Below are 18,488 nucleotides of genomic sequence, written 5' to 3' on the forward strand. Positions count from 1 at the left end.
CGTCTGAGCGCGGCGGCTGAGTATGCCGACTGAGTACGGAGTCTGAGTACCCGTACGGATGTCACGCCCCGCGCTGATCGGCAGGCTGGGCCGCATGACGACGCACCGCTCCCCGAAGCCCCTCGCCGACCCCGACCGTCCCGTCGAGCGTGCCGTGACGGCCGCGCTGGTTCTCGCCACGCTCGCCGGGCTGGGCTGGATCGTCGGGATGATCTACACCATTGCGGGGTGGCCGCTCTAGGGGCGGGGCCGTCCCGAGGTCAGGTGGAACGGCCGCCGCAGAATCGGTTCACCGCGTGGCGGCAACCCGGAAGGTGATGCCCGCTCCGCGCAGCCGCTCGATCAGCGCGTTCCCCATCGCGACCGCCGTCGTGACCTGTCCGGCCGTCTTCGGCAGGTCGTCGAAGGCCAGGGACAGGGCGGACTCGGCGAACATCTTCGCCGTCTCGCCGTAGCCGGGATCGCCGCCCGCGACCTCGGTGAACACCCGTCGGCCGCCGCCCTCGCCGACGAAGCGGACCGAGAACCAGCTCTTCGCGCGCTTCTCGGCGCTCGGCCCCTCGCCGGGCTTGAGCCGGTCGGACAACCAGCGCCGGGCGGGCGGCAGTTGGGCGGCCGTGAAGAGCGCGCCCATCGCCGTGACCCCGCCGACCGCGACGGGCAGATGCCGTACGGCGGCGTAGTGGCGGTAGCGGAAGTCGGGGCCGTAGCGCTGCAGGGCCCTGGCCGAGCGCCTGACGATCTGCGGGTCGATCGTCGGCAGCGGCACCGCCCAGGCGCCGACCTCCTTGGCGAACCGGGGCGTGCCCGTCGGCGCCAGCGCCCGGCGCCCCATCAGCCGCGGCTCGTGGCGGGCGCGGTCGCGTGCGGCGGCCAGCATCTGGCGTCCGCGCGCGAACTGGTTGAGCGCCGAGGCGAACGTACCGCCCGAGAAGGCGGCGTCGGCGGTCACGAACCCGTCCACCGTGAGCGGCACATCTTCCGGCAGCTGCTGGACGGTGAAGTAGGCGCCCAGGTCGTGCGGGACGGAGTCGAAGCCACAGGCGTGCACGAGCCGCGCACCCGTCTCACGCGCGCGTGCGTCGTGCAGGACGTACGTCCGGTCCACGAACTCCGGCTCACCGGACAGGTCCAGATAGTCGGCACCGGTGTCCGCGCAGGCGGCGACGAGGTCCTCGCCGTACGTCACATAGGGACCGACCGTCGTGGCCACCACGCGCGCGTGCTCGGCGAGACGGCGCATCGAGGCCGGATCGGCGACGTCCGCCGCCAGCAGCCCGATCCCCGAGCCGCCCGGCAACCGCTCGCGCAGCCGTGCCAGCTTCTGCTCGCTGCGGCCGGCGATCGCCCAGCGCAGCCCCTCGGGCGCGTGCGCCGCGAGGTACTCCGCGGTGAGTGTCCCGACGAAGCCCGTCGCTCCGAAGAGCACGATGTCGTACGGGCGATCCGCCCTGTTCAGCCTGGTCATGACACCCCTCGGTCTCGCAGCACGCGCCGTTGTCGGTGGCCGAGGCTAGCGTGAGGTGTGCGGAGCCCGACGACGAGCCCGGAGGTATGCGGTGGCCGTGCCCAGGAATGCCCTGAAGAAGTGGGAGAAAGTGCGCGAGTTCGCGCTCGGGCTGCCGGGCGCCACCGAGGAGTTCCCCTGGGGCGAGACGGTCGCGAAGGTCAACAAGAAGGTGTTCGTCTTCCTCGGCGTCGACGACGGCAGCTATCCGCTGGGCGTCACGGTGAAGCTCAAGGACGAGTCGGCGCACGCCCACGCCCTGACCTGCCCGGGCGCCGAGCCCGCCGGGTACGGCCTGGGCAAGTCCGGCTGGGTGAGCATCCCGCTGGAGCAGAAGGGCGCCCCGGCGGCGGAGCTGCTGTGCGACTGGGTGGAGGAGAGCTATCGCACGATCGCGCCGAAGCGGCTGATAGTGGAGCTGGACGGGCGCTGATTCCGCCGGGGCGGGTTCGCGACCGGGCTCCCGGCGGGTAACTTCCTAAGCGCTTGCTCTTGTGCCCGCTGGAACATGTTCTTAGCATCGCTGGTGTTACAGCAGTTGTGTCATACCCCTGGGGGCAGGATGGCGACGACGCCAGGACAGGGCCCGCTCACCGGCGTGCGCGTGGTCGAGCTGGCAGGGATCGGGCCCGGCCCGTTCGCCGCCATGCTCCTCGCCGACCTGGGCGCCGACGTGGTCCGCGTGGACCGGCCCGGCGGCACGGGACTCGCGATCGACACCGAGTACGACATCACCAACCGCAACAAGCGCTCGGTGATCATCGACCTGAAGTCCCCCGACGGCGCGGCCCGCGTCCTCGACCTCGCCGCCCGCGCCGACATCCTCGTCGAGGGCTACCGCCCCGGCGTCGCCGAGCGCCTGGGCGTAGGCCCCGAGGCCTGTCACGCCCGCAACCCCCGGCTGGTCTACGGCCGTATGACCGGCTGGGGCCAGGAGGGGCCGCTCGCCCACCGGGCCGGCCACGACATCGCGTACATCGCGCTCACCGGCACCCTCGGCATGATCGGCAGCCCCGACGAACCACCGGCCGTCCCCGCCAACCTGGTCGGCGACTACGCGGGCGGCTCCCTGTACCTCGTCGTCGGCGTCCTCGCCGCCCTCCACCACGCGCGCGCGACCGGCACCGGCCAGGTCGTCGACGCCGCCATCGTCGACGGAACCTCCCACCTCGCCTCGATGATCCACGGCATGCTCGCCGCGGGCGGCTGGCAGGACCGGCGCGGCGCCAACCTCCTGGACGGCGGCTGCCCCTACTACGGCACCTACGAGACGGCCGACGGGAAGCACATGGCGGTCGGCGCCCTTGAACCCCAGTTCTACGCCGAGTTCCTGGAACTGCTCGGCATCCAGGAGTACGCGTCCGCGCGCAAGGACTGGTCCCGCTGGGGCGAGCTGCGCGAGGCCGTCGCCGCCCGCTTCAAGTCCCGTACGCGCGACGAGTGGACGGCCGTCTTCGAGGGCTCCGACGCCTGCGTGGCCCCCGTGCTGTCCCTGCGCGAGGCCCCACACCACCCCCACCTCGCCGCCCGCGGCACCTTCACCGACCACGGCGGCATCACCCAGCCCGCCCCCGCACCCCGCTTCTCCGCCACCCCCACCGCCGTACGCACCGGCCCCGCCCAGCCGGGCGCCGACACGGCGGAGGTGGCCCGCGACTGGGACGTACCCGACCTGCTGAAGGGCCTCGACGCGTCGGACGCCGACATGACGGGGGCGGATCCGAAGCGCGGCGAGGGAACGGGCCTCGACCCGAAGGGCGCCGACCGGGCGGCCCCGGACACGAACAGCGCCGACCTGAAGGGCCTCGCATGAAGCGGCAGATCTTCGCCCCCGAGCACGACGCGTTCCGCGAGACGGTGCGAGCCTTCCTGGCCAGGGAAGTCCTGCCGTACTACGAGCAGTGGGAGAAGGACGGCATCGTCTCCCGGGACGCCTGGCGCGCGGCCGGAAAGCAGGGCCTGCTCGGATTCGCCGTGCCCGAGGAGTACGGAGGCGGCGGCACCCCCGACTTCCGCTACAGCGCGGTCCTCGCAGAGGAATTCACGCGCGCGGGCGCCCCGGGCCTCGCCCTCGGACTGCACAACGACATCATCGGCCCCTACCTCACCTCGCTCGCCACCGACGAGCAGAAGCGCCGCTGGCTGCCCGGATTCTGCGACGGCACGCTGATCACGGCCATCGCCATGACCGAACCCGGCGCCGGCTCCGACCTCCAGGGCATCCGCACCCAGGCCGAGGACCGCGGCGACCACTGGGTGCTGAACGGCTCCAAGACCTTCATTTCCAACGGCATCCTCGCCGACCTGGTGATCGTCGTCGCGAAGACGACCCCCGAGGGCGGCGCACGCGGCCTGTCCCTCCTCGTCGTCGAGCGCGGCATGGACGGTTTCGAGCGCGGCCGCAACCTCGACAAGATCGGCCAGAAGGCGCAGGACACGGCCGAGCTGTTCTTCCACGACGTGCGCGTGCCCAAGGAGAACCTCCTCGGCCAGCTCAACGGCGCCTTCGTCCACCTGATGACGAACCTCGCCCAGGAGCGCCTGAGCATTGCCGTCTCCGCGATCGCCGCCGCGGAGCACCTGCTGGAGATCACCACGGAGTACGTCAAGGAGCGCGAGGCCTTCGGCCGGCCCCTCGCGACCAAGCAGCACATCCGGTTCGAGGTGGCCGAGATGGCCACCGAGTGCGCCGTCACCCGCACGTTCCTCGACCGCTGCATCGAGGACCACTCGAACGGCTCGCTCGACGCCGTCCACGCCTCCATGGCCAAGTGGTGGGCGACCGAGCTGCAGAAGCGGGTCGCCGACCGCTGTCTGCAACTGCATGGCGGCTACGGCTACATGAGCGAATTCCCGGTCGCCCGTGCGTTCACCGACGGCCGTATCCAGACCATCTACGGCGGTACGACCGAGATCATGAAGGAGATCATCGGCCGTTCCCTGCTCGGCTGAAGCTCTCCTGCCCGGCTGAGGCTCTGTTGCCCGGCTGACCCTCACCCCGAAAGGCCTTCCTGTGAGCACCGAAGCGTACGTGTACGACGCGATCCGCACCCCGCGCGGCCGCGGCAAGGCGAACGGCGCCCTGCACGGCACCAAGCCCATCGACCTGGTCGTCGGCCTCATCCACGAGATCCGCGACCGCTTCCCGAGCCTGGACCCGGCGGCCGTCGACGACATCGTGCTGGGCGTCGTCGGCCCGGTCGGCGACCAGGGTTCCGACATCGCGCGCATCGCGGCGATCGCCGCCGGGCTGCCGGACACCGTCGCCGGTGTACAGGAGAACCGCTTCTGTGCCTCGGGCCTGGAGGCCGTCAACCTGGCCGCCGCCAAGGTGCGCTCCGGCTGGGAGGACCTCGTCCTCGCGGGCGGCGTCGAGTCCATGTCCCGGGTGCCGATGGCCTCGGACGGCGGGGCCTGGTTCAACGACCCGATGACCAACCTCGCCGTCAACTTCGTGCCGCAGGGCATCGGCGCCGACCTCATCGCCACCGTCGAGGGCTTCTCCCGCCGGGACGTCGACGAGTACGCGGCCCTGTCGCAGGAGCGCGCGGCGACGGCCTGGAAGGAGGGCCGCTTCGACCGGTCCGTCGTCCCGGTCAAGGACCGCAGCGGCCTGGTCGTCCTCGACCACGACGAGCACATGCGCCCGGGCACCACCGCCGACTCCCTCGCCAAGCTGAAGCCGTCCTTCGCGGACATCGGCGACCTGGGCGGTTTCGACGCCGTGGCGCTGCAGAAGTACCACTGGGTCGAGAAGATCGACCACGTCCACCACGCCGGCAACTCCTCCGGGATCGTGGACGGCGCCTCGCTGGTCGCCATCGGCTCGAAGGAGGTCGGCGAGCGCTACGGCCTCACTCCGCGCGCGCGGATCGTCTCCGCCGCCGTCTCCGGCTCCGAGCCCACCATCATGCTCACCGGCCCCGCCCCCGCCACCCGCAAGGCGCTCGCCAAGGCCGGGCTGACCATCGACGACATCGACCTCGTGGAGATCAACGAGGCCTTCGCGGCCGTGGTCCTGCGCTTCGTACGGGACATGGGCCTGTCCCTGGACAAGGTCAACGTCAACGGCGGCGCGATCGCCCTCGGTCACCCGCTCGGCGCGACCGGCGCGATGATCCTCGGCTCGCTCGTCGACGAACTGGAGCGCCAGGACAAGCGCTACGGCCTCGCCACGCTGTGCGTGGGCGGCGGCATGGGCATCGCCACGATCGTCGAGCGCATCTGACCCCCTCCCGACGGATACGACGGATCACACGGAGCACTTCCTCATGAGCACTCAGTCCACGACCATCCGCTGGGAACAGGACCGCGAAGGCGTCGTCACCCTCGTTCTCGACGACCCCAACCAGTCCGCGAACACGATGAACCAGGCGTTCCGCGACTCCCTCGCCGTGATCACCGACCGCCTGGAGGCCGAGAAGGACACCATCCGCGGTGTCATCATCACGTCCGCGAAGAAGACCTTCTTCGCCGGCGGCGACCTGCGCGACCTGATCCGGGTCACCCCCGAGACGGCGCAGGAGCTGTTCGACGGTGGCATGGCGATCAAGCGCAACCTGCGGCGCATCGAGACCCTGGGCAAGCCGGTCGTCGCCGCGATGAACGGCGCCGCCCTCGGCGGCGGTTACGAGATCGCGCTCGCCTGCCACCACCGCATCGCCCTCGACGCGCCCGGCTCCAAGATCGGCTGCCCCGAGGTCACCCTCGGCCTGCTGCCGGGCGGAGGCGGCGTCGTCCGCACCGTCCGCCTCCTCGGTATCGCCGACGCCCTGCTGAAGGTCCTGCTCCAGGGCACCCAGTACGACCCGCGGCGCGCCCTGCAGAACGGCCTGGTCGACGACGTGGCCACGACGCAGGAGGAGCTGCTGGCCAAGGCCCGCGCCTTCATCGAGGCCCACCCCGAGTCGCAGCAGCCCTGGGACAAGCCCGGCTACAAGATCCCGGGCGGCACGCCCGCCAACCCCAAGTTCGCGGCGAACCTGCCCGCCTTCCCGGCCACCCTGCGCAAGCAGACGAACGGCGCCCCCTACCCGGCCCCGCGCAACATCCTCGCGGCCGCCGTCGAGGGCGCCCAGGTCGACTTCGAGACCGCGCAGGTCATCGAGGCGCGCTACTTCGTGGAGCTGGCGGCCGGCCAGACCTCCAAGAACATGATCCAGGCCTTCTTCTTCGACCTCCAGGCGGTCAACTCCGGCGCCAACCGCCCGAAGGGCATCGAGCCGCGCCAGGTCCGCAAGGTCGCCGTCCTGGGGGCCGGGATGATGGGGGCGGGCATCGCGTACTCGTGCGCCCGCGCGGGCATCGACGTCGTCCTGAAGGACGTGTCACTGGAGGCGGCTCTCAAGGGCAAGGGCTACTCCGAGAAGCTGTGCGCCAAGGCGGTCTCCCGCGGCCGTACGACGCAGGAGAAGGCGGACGCGCTGCTGGCCCGCATCACGCCGGCCGCCGACCCCGCCGACCTCGCGGGCTGCGACGCGGTGATCGAGGCGGTCTTCGAGAACCCCGAGCTCAAGCACAAGGTGTTCCAGGAGATCCAGGACATCGTCGAGCCGGACGCGCTGCTGTGCTCCAACACGTCGACCCTGCCGATCACGGCGCTGGCCGAGGGGGTGGACCGCCAGTCCGACTTCATCGGCCTCCACTTCTTCTCTCCGGTCGACAAGATGCCGCTCGTCGAGATCATCAAGGGCGAGCGTACGGGTGAGGAGGCGCTGGCCCGCGCCTTCGATCTGGTCCGGCAGATCAAGAAGACGCCCATCGTCGTGAACGACTCCCGTGGCTTCTTCACCTCCCGTGTCATCGGCCACTTCATCAACGAGGGCGTGGCCATGGTCGGCGAGGGCATCGAGCCCGCGTCGGTCGAACAGGCGGCGGCGCAGGCGGGCTACCCCGCCAAGGTCCTCTCCCTGATGGACGAACTGACGCTCACGCTGCCCCGCAAGATCCGCAACGAGTCCAAGCGGGCCGTGGAGGAGGCGGGCGGCACCTGGCCGGGGCACCCCGCCGAGGCCGTCATCGACCGCATGGTCGACGAGTTCGGCCGCACCGGTCGCAGTGGGGGAGCGGGCTTCTACGACTACGACGAGGACGGCAGGCGGGCGGGCCTGTGGCCGGGCCTGCGCGAGCACTTCACGCGCGCGGGTGCCGAGATCCCCTTCCGGGACATGCAGGAACGCATGCTGTTCTCCGAGGCGCTCGACACGGTCAAGCTCCTGGAGGAGGGCGTCCTGACCTCGGTCGCCGACGCCAACATCGGCTCCATCTTCGGCATCGGCTTCCCCGGCTGGACGGGCGGCGTCCTGCAGTACATCAACGGCTACGAGGGCGGCCTCCCCGGCTTCGTGGCCCGCGCGCGAGAACTCGCCGAGCGCTACGGCGACCGGTTCACACCGCCGGCGCTGCTGGTGGAGAAGGCGGAGAAGGGGGAGCGCTTCGGGGATGCGTGACGCCGGGCGCGGGGGAGGTTTTCGCCCCCGCCGCCCCTACCCGTCCCTGGGGGCTGCCGCCCCCAGACCCCCGCTTCGGCCCTGAAGGGGCCTCGTCCTCAAACGCCGGACGGGCTGGGTAAGTCAGCCCCTCCGGCGTTTGAGGAGCGGGGGTCCAGGGGGCGGAGCCCCCTGGCGGGGTCGAAGGGGCGGAGCCCCTGGAGGATGGGAATGGGTAGGGGCGGCGGGGGCGAGAAACCGCCCGGCACCCTCCCAGGCTCAACGCGTCAGGCGGACTCGCCGTCCTCCGGCACGCCGCCCAGCCACTCCCGCAGATCCTCGCGCAGCGACCGCTGGAACGTCGTCAACAGGGCCTGCACCACCACGGGCTGCATGTACGCGGAGAGCGACTTCACGTCCTGCGCCGCGCGCTGGGACACCTCACCGCGGAAGAGCTGCGACAGTTCGTGCGCGGCGGCACGCGCATGCTCGATCAGGACGTTGCGCGCGGCGAGGATCGCCTCCTGCGACAGCGGTACGTCCAGCAGCCCCACCCCCAGCCGCAGCAACCCCATGTCGACGCGGTACATGCCGTCGCGGGCCTCGATCACGCCCATCGCGGCCAGCCGCTCCACGTCGTCGTCACCGAGCCCCCGCCCCGCCCGCCGCTCCAGCTCGCCCCGCGTCACCGTCTCGACGGCGTCCGGCGCCCAGGAGGCCACCACGGCCCGGTGGATGGCGAGGTCATGGGCGTCCAGATCCGGCGGCAACTGCTGCAGATACCGCTCGATCGCCGCCAGCGTCATGCCCTGCTGCTGAAGCTCCTCGATGAGCGCCAGCCGGGCCAGATGCTCACGTCCGTAGTGCCCCACCCGGCGCGGACCGATCACCGGAGGCGGCAGCAGCCCCTTGGTGCCGTAGAACCGCACCGTGCGGACCGTCACACCCGCCCGCGCGGCCAGCTCGTCGATCGTGAGGGTCGAGTCCTCGGTGCCGGTCGTCATGTGCAGCAGTATCGCTGTCTCACCAGTGCTGTGACACCTGGGTCGACCAACGGGACCGCCGTGTGAGAAGTAACGCTGTGTGACATGCGCCACCGCGTGACCCGTGCCCCCTGGGGGAAGGTGACCCCTTGGTCTGCGCCTCTACCGAGGGCGCAGGCCATACGTACGTCCGGACACCCGAGCGAGACCCGCTCGGGCGCACCAGAGAGTGGTACCACCCGTGAGCAAGGACGCCGTGAACACGGCAGTGGCCGCACCCCGCACCGACGCGGCCCAGATGCCCGCGGACGCGGGCGACGCCGGTTACAGCAAGGACCTCAAGGCCCGCCACGTCAACATGATCGCCATCGGCGGGGCCATCGGCACCGGCCTCTTCCTGGGCGCAGGCGGCCGCCTGCACAACGCGGGCCCGGCGCTGGCGATCGCCTACCTGGTCTGCGGCATCTTCGCCTTCTTCGTCGTCCGCGCCCTCGGCGAGCTGGTGCTCTACCGCCCCTCGTCCGGCTCCTTCGTGTCGTACGCGCGCGAGTTCCTCGGCGAGAAGGGCGCGTACGTCGCCGGCTGGATGTACTTCCTGAACTGGTCGACGACCGGTATCGCCGACATCACCGCGATCGCGCTCTACACGCACTACTGGAGCCTGTTCACCGAGATCCCGCAGTGGGTGCTCGCCCTGGCCGCCCTCGCGGTGGTCCTGGCGGTGAACCTGATCTCGGTGAAGATCTTCGGCGAGATGGAGTTCTGGTTCGCGATCATCAAGGTCGCCACGCTGGTCGCCTTCATGTTCGTCGGCATCTTCCTGCTGGCCACCCAGCACAAGGTCGGCGGCCAGACCCCTGGCCTGGACGTGATCACCGACAACGGCGGCATCTTCCCGCACGGCCTGATGCCCGTCGTCCTGGTCATGCAGGGCGTGATCTTCGCGTACGCCGCCCTGGAGCTGGTCGGCGTCGCCGCGGGCGAGACCGCCGAGCCGGAGAAGGTCGTCCCGCGCGCGGTGAACTCGATCATGTGGCGCGTGGGCCTGTTCTACGTCGGCTCGGTCGTCCTGCTCGCCCTCCTGCTCCCCGGCTCGGTCTACTCGGCCGACGAGAGCCCCTTCGTCACGGTCCTGTCGAAGATCGGCGTCGAGGGCGCGGGCGACGTGATGAACCTGGTCGTGCTGACGGCCGCGATGTCGTCCCTGAACTCCGGCCTGTACTCGACGGGCCGGATCCTGCGCTCGATGGCGATGGCGGGCTCGGCCCCGAAGTTCACGGCACGGATGAACCGGAGCCAGGTCCCGTACGGCGGCATCCTGCTGACCTGCGCGGTCTGTGTGCTCGGCGTCGGCCTGAACTACCTCATGCCCGCCCAGGCCTTCGAGATCGTCCTCAACGTGGCCTCCCTCGGCATCATCTCCACCTGGGTGATCATCATGATCTGCCACCTGATCTTCGTCCGCCGCGCCAAGGCGGGCCTGGTGGCCCGGCCCTCCTTCCGCCTTCCCGGCAGCCCGGTCACGGAGATCGCCACGATCGCCTTCCTCCTCTCCGCGCTCGGCCTCATGTGGAACGACCCCGAGGTCGGCCGCAAGACGCTGCTGCTGATCCCGGTCATCGCCTTGATGCTCGTCGGCGGCTGGTTCGCGATCCGCCGCCGGGTCGCGAAGGCGGAGGACCAGGAGCTGGCGGAGCTCACGAAGTAACTCCCCGAAAAGGCAGAGGCCGCTGTCAGTGGCGGCGTCTACGGTGGCGTCATGTCGGAGATCACTTACATCCGGGGTGACGCCACCGTTCCGTCGGTGAAGGGCGTCAAGGTGATCGCCCATGTCTGCAATGACATAGGGGGATGGGGGAAGGGCTTCGTCCTGGCCATATCGCGCCGCTGGCCGCAACCGGAGAAGTCCTATCGCGCATGGCACCGAGAGCGCGCCTCGAACGACTTCGGGCTGGGCGCCGTCCAGTTCGTGCAGGTCGAGCCGTACGTCTGGGTGGCCAACATGGTCGGGCAGCGCGGCATCCGCACGGGCAGCAAGGGTGTGCCCGTGCGCTACGAGGCGATCGACGCGGCACTGGAGCGGTTGGGCGACAAGGCAGCCGAGCTCGGTGCGTCGGTGCACATGCCGCGAATAGGGTGCGGGTTGGCCGGCGGTAAGTGGTCCCGGATCGAGCCGCTGATCAATGAGCGGCTCGTCCGGCGCGGACTTCAGGTGGCCGTCTACGACCATGGGGAGGGCGGGAGTTGAGCCGTGACATCGACGTGCTCGTGCTGGGCGGTGCCGGGGTGGACACCATCGTGTACGTGCCGGAGCTGCCGCTCCCGTACGCCGACAGCTACATGATCGACAGCGGAATCCGCACCCGCGCCGGGCAGACCGGGGATTTCGTGGCCGTCGGTCTGAGCGCGCTGGGCCTGCGCACCCACCACCTCGACATGCTCGGCGACGACCCGGAGGGCGACCTCGTCCGCGCCCTTCACCGGGACCGGGGCATCGGCCTCACCGCCGTGCCACAGCCGCTCGGAACCAAGCGTGCGGTCAATCTCGTCGGCCCTGACGGACGGCGTCTGTCCCTGTACGACACGAGCCGCTCGCACTCCGAGGACCGGCTGCCGGAGCCGACGGTCCGCGCCCTCGCCGAGGCGAGCCGTCATGTCCACGTCTCCATCACCCAGCCGTGCGTCCATGCCCTGCCCGCACTGCGGGAGGCCGGGATGACACTCTCGACCGACCTGCACAACTGGGACGGCGAGAACCCCTACCACGAGCCGTTCGCATACGCGGCGGACGTCGTCTTCCTCTCCACAGCAGCCCTGACCGACCCCGAGCGGACCATGCGCCGCATCGCCGAGCGGGGCCGGGCCCAGGTGGTCGTGGCCACAGCCGGCGCCGAGGGCGCGTACTTGTTGGCCGACGACGACCTCATTCGGATACCGGCTGCGACGCCGCCCGCCCCGGTGGTGGACACCAACGGAGCGGGCGACGCCTTCGCGGCCGCCTTCCTCTACGGCAGACTGACCGGCGAACCACCGCGCCGATGCGCCCTGTACGGCACGGTGGCCGGCGCCCACGCCTGCACGATCCCGTCGACGGAGGCGGACGCAATAGGCCGGGATGAACTCATCACGCGCACTGCAACGCCCCAATAGGGGCGCGGGGCTGTATCAATATGCGGCTCCGCCGCGGGGCGCGACAAACCACGACGATCCCGCACGCGCGAGACGGCATGACGCGGCACATCCGTAGGCGCTCCAAGTCCCCTCAGCGGTCGTGGACGTCGTTCGTCGCAGCGATCTTCTTCCACGACTTCGGCTGCACAGGAACCCCGGACACCTTCGCGATCGACGCCGCCCGCGCCGCAGACCCCGCCGGCTTCGACGGCTGGAACAGCCACGTGTCGAAGAGCGCCGCCAGCGGCTTCCCCGACACCTCCTCGGCGTACCGCTGGAAGTCCGCCACGGACGCGTTGCCGTACGCGTACTTCTGCGGCCAGCCCTTCAGGATCGTGAAGAACGCCTCGTCCCCGATCTCGTTGCGCAGCGCCTGCAGGGCCAGCGCGCCCCGGTCGTAGACCGCGATGTGGAACTGGTTCTCCGGCCCCGGATCCCCGGGCCGGACCGTCCAGAACGCATCGCCGGCCGGGCGCGAGGCGTACACGTAGTCGGCGATCTCCTGCGCCGTCCCCTCACCCTCGTGCTCCGACCAGAGCCACTGCGCGTACCGCGCGAAGCCCTCGTTGATCCAGATGTCCTTCCAGCCCTTGACCGACACGTCGTCGCCGTACCACTGGTGGGCCAGCTCATGGACGACGACGGAGACGTTCGACCCGCTCGCGAACTGGCGGGGGCTGTAGAAGGGCCGGGTCTGGGTCTCCAGCGCGTACCCGACGGCCGGGGTGTTGGGCACGTACCCGCCGACCGCGTTGTAGGGGTACGGCCCGAAGTACTCGGTCAGCCAGTCGGTGACCTCGCCCGTCCGCTCGACGCTCGCCCGCGCCGAACCGGCGTTGTCGCCGAGATCCTTGCTGTAGGCGTTGATGACCGGAATTCCACTCTCGGACGTCCCGGTGGTGACGTCGAACCTGCCCGCCGCGAACGTGGCGAGGTACGTGGCCTGCGGCTTGTTGGAGCGCCAGTTGTAGCGGGTCCAGCCGGCCCGCGAAACCGTCGACTGCAGCGTGCCGTTGGAGACGAACTGCGTGCCGCTCGGCACCTGCACCGACACGTCGAAGGTCGCCTTGTCGAGCGGATGGTCATTGCTCGGGAACCACCACCAGGCCCCCTCGGGCTCACCCGCGGCGACCCCGCCGTCCGGAGTGCGCAGCCACGCGTTGAAGCCGTACGCCTCCTTCGACGACGGCACACCCTTGTAGCGCACGACCACGGTGACGGCCGTGCCCTTGGCCAGCGGGCTCTTCGGCGTGATCTCCAGCTCGTGCTCGCCCGACGTCGCGAACGACGCCTTCACGCCATTGACCCGGACCTCGCTGACGTCCAGCAGAAAGTCCAGATTGAAGCGGGACAGGTCCTGCGTGGTCTTCGCCAGCAGGGTCGCCGTTCCCTCCAACTCGTCCGTGGCCGGCTGGTACTTCAGTCGGAGGTCGTAGTGGGAGACGTCGTATCCGCCGTTGCCGTAGGCCGGGTAGTAGGGGTCGCCGATGCCCGGAGCGCCGACGGAGTTGCTCGCGGCCGATGCCGGGATCGCCAGCATCAGGGTGGCGGCTGCGAGTGCGCCCGGCGCCATGATTCTGCGGTGCACGAAAGCTCCAAGTCGTAGGGGCCCGAAGTCTGTCCGGAGCCTATTCACCACCTGTGTCTCCGATGTGTCCATGACCACCCCTGTCACACGATCGCCATTCGGCCGACATGAACCGACCCGTCCGGGCGACGTCTTTCGGCCACATGGGATCTCACGTGCCATCAGCCGCCCCCTTCTGCACAGGAGTTGATCGATGTACCGTCCGCGCATGCCGAAACGCATGCGCTTCACGATCTGGAGACCGCTCGCGACAGCGGCCGTCGCCGCCCTGATGGCCACCTTCCTCTCACCGGCCACGGCGCACGCCGCCCCGCGGGAGAGCGAACCCATCTACTCGTACGAGAACGCCATCCGCGAGGCCGTATGGGTGGACACCGGGCTCGATCACGACCGCGACGGAAAGAACGACCGCGTCGCCGTGGACATCGTCCGGCCCCGGGAACTCGACCGACAGGGCCGCAAGGTACCCGTCATCATGGACGCCAGCCCGTACTACTCCTGCTGCGGGCGCGGCAACGAGAGCCAGAAGAAGACGTACGACGCGGACGGCGACGTCGTCCAGATGCCGCTGTTCTACGACAACTACTTCGTGCCCCGCGGCTACGCCTTCGTCGGCGTCGACCTCGCCGGCACCAACCGCTCCGACGGCTGCGTGGACGTCGGTGGCCGCTCCGACATCCTCTCCGCGAAGGCCGTCGTCGACTGGCTCAACGGCCGCGCCAAGGCGTACACGACCCGCACCGGCACCACCAAGGCCTCAGCGACGTGGACGAACGGCCGTACCGGCATGATCGGCAAGAGCTGGGACGGCACCATCGCCAACGGCGTCGCGGCCACCGGGGTCGAGGGCCTGAAGACCATCGTGCCGATCAGCGCCATCTCCTCCTGGTACGACTACTACTTCCAGCAGGGCGCCCCGCTCTACGACTCCGGCCCCGACTGGCTCTCGAACTACGTCGACAGCCCCGACGCACGCGCCAAGTGCGGCGCCGTCCAGCAGATGCTCGTCGACGGCGCCCCGCGCACCGGCGACTGGACGCCGCTGTGGACCGAGCGCGACTACGTCAAGGACGCCCGCAAGGTCAAGGCCAGCGTCTTCCTGATCCACGGCATGCAGGACCTCAACGTCCGCATGAAGCACGTCGGTCAGTGGTGGGACGCGCTGGCGAAGAACGGCGTCGAGCGCAAGATCTGGCTCTCCCAGACCGGCCACGTCGACCCGTTCGACTTCCGCCGCGCCGCATGGGTCGACACCCTGCACCGCTGGTTCGACCACGAACTCCTCGGCTACGACAACGGCATCGACCGCGAGCCGATGGCCGACATCGAGCGCCACCCCGACCAGTGGGTCACCTCCAAGGTCTGGCCCGCGCGCGGCACCGACACCACCACCCTGCGCCCGGCCAAGGGCACCCAGGCGGGCGTCGGCACCCTCGGCCTGGGCAAGGGCAGCGGCACCGAGACCTTCACCGACGACTCGCAGCACAGCGAGACCGACTGGGCCGCCCACATCGACCGGCCCACCCCCGACAAGGCGGGCTTCGTGACCAAGCCGCTCACCCGCGACCTGCGCCTGTCCGGCTCCTCGAAGGTCACCGTCACCGCGACCCCGACCACCTCGACGGCCCACCTCTCCGCCGTCCTCGTGGACCTCGGCCCCGACACCATCCGTGACTACGCGACGAGCGGCGAGGGCATCACCACGCTCACCGACCGCACCTGCTGGGGCGTCAGCACCACCGGCGACAGCGCCTGCTTCAAGGAGACGAAGGCCAAGACCACCGCCGTCGACTACACGGTCGTCAGCCGCGGATGGGCCGACCTGGGTAATTACGCCTCCGACCTGAAGGGTGTACCGCTCACCCCGGGTAAGCCCTACACGATCACGCTCGACCTGGCCGCCACCGACCATGTGGTCCCGTCCGGCCACCGTCTCGCGCTGATCATCGCGGGTACGGACAAGGACCTCATCGACCCGCCGGCCGGCACACCCACGCTGACGCTCGACCTGTCCCGTACGAAGGCCCGGGTCCCGCTGGTCGGTGGAGCCACCGCGTTCGCCCGCGCCACCGCAGGCTCCGCGTACGCCACGCCCGAGGCCACCCCCCTTGACGGCGTGACCCACCCGCGCACCCTGACCCGCGTCCCGAAGGGAGGCCAGTGACCCGCGCCCGAGCCCTCACCCTGACCGCGGCGGCCCTCGCCGCATCCCTCGTGGCCGTCCCCGCCCACGCCGCCGACTCCCCGCCCCGCACCGGCTTCGAGGAGTCGAACGGCGCCAGATGGACGGGGCAGGCCGAGGAGCAGGACTTCCTCGCGGCCGTCGACAAGGCGAGCGACCGGGTCTCCGTCGCCCGCATCGGGACGACGAAACAGGGCCGCCCGCTCCAACTCGTCCGGATCGGCACCGGCCCCGCCCCGAACAAGGTGCTCCTCGTCTGCAGCCAGCACGGCGACGAACCCTCCGGCCGGGAGGCATGCCTGTCCACCATCCGCGACCTCGCCTACGCGAACGACCGGCAGACCCGGCGCTTCCTGGAGCGCACCACCCTGCTGGTCGTACCCACCGCCAACCCCGACGGCCGCGCCGCCGACACCCGCGGCAACAGCGACGGCGTGGACATCAACCGCGACCACATCGCCCTCAAGACCGCCGAGGGCCGCGCCATGGCCGCGGTCATCCGCGACCAACGCCCGGACATCGTCTACGACTTGCACGAGTACGGCGCCACACCGCCGTACTACGACAAGGACCTGTTCGACCTGTGGCCGCGCAACCTCAACACGGACGCGCACGTCCACGACGAGGCCCAGGCCCTGTCCAAGTCGTACGTACGCCCCGCCGCGACGAGCGCCGGTCACTCGACCGGCACGTACGGCATCTGGACCGACCCGGTCACCGGCGAACCGATCCGGCAGGTCGCCGGTGACGGCCAGGAACGCATCCTGCGGAACATGTCCGGCATCAAGCACTCCGTCGGCCTGCTGATCGAGAGCCGGGTCGATCCGCTCACGGACGCGGAGAAGGCGGACGAGGCCCTGAACAACCGCCGCCGGGTGAACTCTCAACTCGCGGCGCTGGGAGGCCTGTTCGACTTCACCGACGCCCGTCGCGGACAGGTGGAGAGGGCGACCGGCGCCGCCCGGCTCGCGGGCTACGCCGACACCGGCCCGGTCCATGTCGGCGGCGCCGACAACGACCCGGCCGAACCCACCGAGGTGATCCAGGACCCGCCCTGCGGCTACCGGCTCACCACCGACCAGTACGCGGACGTGAAGGACGAACTCGCCCTGCACGGTGTGAAGACACGCGGCACCTACGTCCCGCTCCGCCAGTCCCTGCGCGCCCTCGTCCCGCTGCTCCTGGACGAGCGGGCGCAGTACCACATCACGGTGGGTGAGCCGGTGAATTGCTAGCGGATCGATGAAGCAAGCGGCGCTGCAGCGCCGACAAGGGGCGCGGGGAACTGCGCGACGAGCCACGACGATGCCGCAGGCGACTGACGGCGTATCGCGGCAGTTCCCTCGTCCACCCGTTTCGTTTCCCAACTCGGGACGTAAGCGGAATATGTCATGCCGCGCTCATATACGTCCCGAGCCGGGAATACTCACCGCATGTCTGCCGAGTACGCGACCTTCGGCCTGGCACCGGCGATGCGTGCCGGTGGCGTCCTCGCCAACGGTGACTACCAGGTGCACCGGGACTTCGTGGACTTCATCGTCGACGGACGCCCGCTGCTGTTCCAGCTCTCCGACCTCGACGCCGTCTCCCCGCTCGCCTCCGACGTCCCGCCCGCCATCTTCACCGCACAGGTCCGCAGCCTGCTCCTGGAGGCGGAAGCCCCGCTTCCAGGCGGCCGGTACGTCATCTACGGCTGCCCCGAGTGCGCCGATCTCGCCTGCGGCGCCGTCACCGCCGTCATCGACAAGGTGGGCGACGACTACATCTGGCGGGACTTCGCCTGGCAGACCGACGAACACGCCGATCTGGAGCTCAACGGCTACCACGGCATCGGTCCCTTCCGCTTCCGCGGCGCCGACTACCGTGCGGCGCTCGGCTCCCTGCTCGACGGCGACGCCGAGACACCGACCGTCCGCCGCCGGGTGCTCCTCATCGGCGCCCGTGTCGCCCTCCTCGCCAAGCTCGCCGCCGCCCTGCGCACCATCGGCATCGGCGCCGACATCACCCATGACGTCGGCGACGTACCCGCCGACGAACTGCGCACCTACGGCGCCGTCGCCTTCGGCCGCGCGATCAGTGAGGAGCAGCGCGCCGCCGTACGCCGCGCCTTCGCGGACGCCGGAGCCGACGTGGCGTACGTCGACGGCCTCGCGCCGATCGTGCCGCTGCTCGTCGCGCAGATCGAACATGCCCTGGACCGCAGCCCGGTCGAACAGCGCCGGCTGACCCGGCTGGTGGCCGCTGACGGCGAGGCGGGGGTCGAGGTCACCTCGCCCTGCCGGGTCCGCCTCACGGCGTACCGCCTGGACCGCCTGTACCGCACCCACACCCACGAGGTCTTCGACGGAATCCTGGAACCGGGCCGGCACCGCATCGCGCTGGATGCGAAGGCGGTGAAGGGGGAGTCGTTCGTGGTGGCGCGGACGTCGGGGAGCGTGCTGGTCGCTCCGCTGGGAGTGCCGTGACGGAAGGTGGGTGCCGCGATATGCCGTATCGCGTCCGCGGGTGAGTTGTGGCTGGTCGCGCCCACGCGGCGGAGCCGCATATCGATACCGCCCCTGAGGGGCGTTGCCCGCCCCCGGCGATCTTGGGTGCCGTAATCCCGGCGCGTCCGATCTGTTCCGACCAT

15 protein-coding genes are annotated in these 18,488 nt (G+C 70.4%); 12 read left to right on the forward strand and 3 right to left on the reverse strand.

The annotated features are described in order from the left end of the window. Positions 1–94: 94 nt before the first annotated feature. Positions 95–241 (forward strand): morphogenic membrane protein MmpA, encoded by a 147-nt coding sequence (mmpA, locus tag ACZ7L6_RS02420; protein ID WP_164905106.1) that lies wholly within the window; start codon positions 95–97, stop codon positions 239–241. Between the two features lie 48 nt (positions 242–289). Here the strand turns inward: mmpA and ACZ7L6_RS02425 are convergent, their stop codons facing one another. Beyond that, positions 290–1,468 (reverse strand): saccharopine dehydrogenase family protein, encoded by a 1,179-nt coding sequence (locus ACZ7L6_RS02425; RefSeq protein ID WP_471920070.1) that lies wholly within the window; start codon positions 1,466–1,468, stop codon positions 290–292. A 91-nt stretch (positions 1,469–1,559) separates the two neighbouring features. On the opposite strand from ACZ7L6_RS02425, the gene ACZ7L6_RS02430 reads away from it, so the two are divergent. The 5 genes from ACZ7L6_RS02430 (at position 1,560) to ACZ7L6_RS02450 (ending at position 7,956) form a co-directional block, all read left to right on the forward strand. Then, positions 1,560–1,940 (forward strand): MmcQ/YjbR family DNA-binding protein, encoded by a 381-nt coding sequence (locus tag ACZ7L6_RS02430; RefSeq protein WP_471920071.1) that lies wholly within the window; start codon positions 1,560–1,562, stop codon positions 1,938–1,940. A gap of 129 nt (positions 1,941–2,069) precedes the next feature. Further along, on the forward strand, positions 2,070–3,320 hold the full coding sequence (locus ACZ7L6_RS02435; protein WP_471920072.1) for a CaiB/BaiF CoA transferase family protein: 1,251 nt from the start codon (positions 2,070–2,072) through the stop codon (positions 3,318–3,320). Next, positions 3,317–4,459 carry an acyl-CoA dehydrogenase family protein gene (locus ACZ7L6_RS02440; RefSeq protein ID WP_471920073.1) on the forward strand — a complete coding sequence of 381 codons (1,143 nt, stop codon included), beginning with the start codon at positions 3,317–3,319 and terminating at the stop codon, positions 4,457–4,459. Before ACZ7L6_RS02435 ends, ACZ7L6_RS02440 begins: the two co-directional genes overlap by 4 nt. A gap of 61 nt (positions 4,460–4,520) precedes the next feature. Next, a complete protein-coding gene (locus ACZ7L6_RS02445; RefSeq protein ID WP_471920074.1) occupies positions 4,521–5,735 on the forward strand; it encodes an acetyl-CoA C-acetyltransferase in 1,215 nt (404 codons plus the stop codon). Positions 5,736–5,778: 43 nt separating this feature from the next. Then, a complete protein-coding gene (locus ACZ7L6_RS02450; protein ID WP_471920075.1) occupies positions 5,779–7,956 on the forward strand; it encodes a 3-hydroxyacyl-CoA dehydrogenase NAD-binding domain-containing protein in 2,178 nt (725 codons plus the stop codon). Positions 7,957–8,222: 266 nt separating this feature from the next. On the opposite strand, the gene ACZ7L6_RS02455 is transcribed toward ACZ7L6_RS02450, so the two are convergent. Then, positions 8,223–8,939 (reverse strand): MerR family transcriptional regulator, encoded by a 717-nt coding sequence (locus ACZ7L6_RS02455; RefSeq protein ID WP_471920076.1) that lies wholly within the window; start codon positions 8,937–8,939, stop codon positions 8,223–8,225. Positions 8,940–9,159: 220 nt separating this feature from the next. On the opposite strand from ACZ7L6_RS02455, the gene ACZ7L6_RS02460 reads away from it, so the two are divergent. The 3 genes from ACZ7L6_RS02460 to ACZ7L6_RS02470 are packed head-to-tail and all read left to right on the forward strand — an operon-like array spanning position 9,160 to position 12,068. After that, positions 9,160–10,626 (forward strand): amino acid permease, encoded by a 1,467-nt coding sequence (locus tag ACZ7L6_RS02460; RefSeq protein WP_471920077.1) that lies wholly within the window; start codon positions 9,160–9,162, stop codon positions 10,624–10,626. A gap of 51 nt (positions 10,627–10,677) precedes the next feature. After that, positions 10,678–11,166, forward strand: a complete 489-nt coding sequence (locus ACZ7L6_RS02465; RefSeq protein WP_471920078.1) for a macro domain-containing protein — start codon at positions 10,678–10,680, stop codon at positions 11,164–11,166. Continuing rightward, on the forward strand, positions 11,163–12,068 hold the full coding sequence (locus tag ACZ7L6_RS02470; protein WP_471920079.1) for a PfkB family carbohydrate kinase: 906 nt from the start codon (positions 11,163–11,165) through the stop codon (positions 12,066–12,068). Before ACZ7L6_RS02465 ends, ACZ7L6_RS02470 begins: the two co-directional genes overlap by 4 nt. A gap of 112 nt (positions 12,069–12,180) precedes the next feature. Here ACZ7L6_RS02470 and ACZ7L6_RS02475 read toward each other — a convergent pair whose 3' ends face one another. Beyond that, a complete protein-coding gene (locus ACZ7L6_RS02475) occupies positions 12,181–13,677 on the reverse strand; it encodes a M1 family metallopeptidase (RefSeq protein WP_471920080.1) in 1,497 nt (498 codons plus the stop codon). A gap of 208 nt (positions 13,678–13,885) precedes the next feature. Between ACZ7L6_RS02475 and ACZ7L6_RS02480 the strand changes: the two genes are divergently transcribed. The 3 genes from ACZ7L6_RS02480 (at position 13,886) to ACZ7L6_RS02490 (ending at position 18,324) form a co-directional block, all read left to right on the forward strand. Then, entirely contained in the window at positions 13,886–15,841 is a 1,956-nt protein-coding gene (locus ACZ7L6_RS02480) for a Xaa-Pro dipeptidyl-peptidase (RefSeq protein WP_471920081.1), read from the forward strand. Further along, positions 15,838–17,094, forward strand: a complete 1,257-nt coding sequence (locus tag ACZ7L6_RS02485; protein ID WP_471920082.1) for a M14 family metallopeptidase — start codon at positions 15,838–15,840, stop codon at positions 17,092–17,094. Before ACZ7L6_RS02480 ends, ACZ7L6_RS02485 begins: the two co-directional genes overlap by 4 nt. Before the next feature lie 198 nt (positions 17,095–17,292). Further along, complete coding sequence (locus ACZ7L6_RS02490; protein WP_471920083.1) at positions 17,293–18,324, forward strand: oxidoreductase; 1,032 nt, start codon at positions 17,293–17,295, stop codon at positions 18,322–18,324. The last annotated feature ends 164 nt before the right edge of the window (positions 18,325–18,488 follow it).

It is taken from the genome of Streptomyces sp. NPDC107522 (assembly GCF_055657525.1).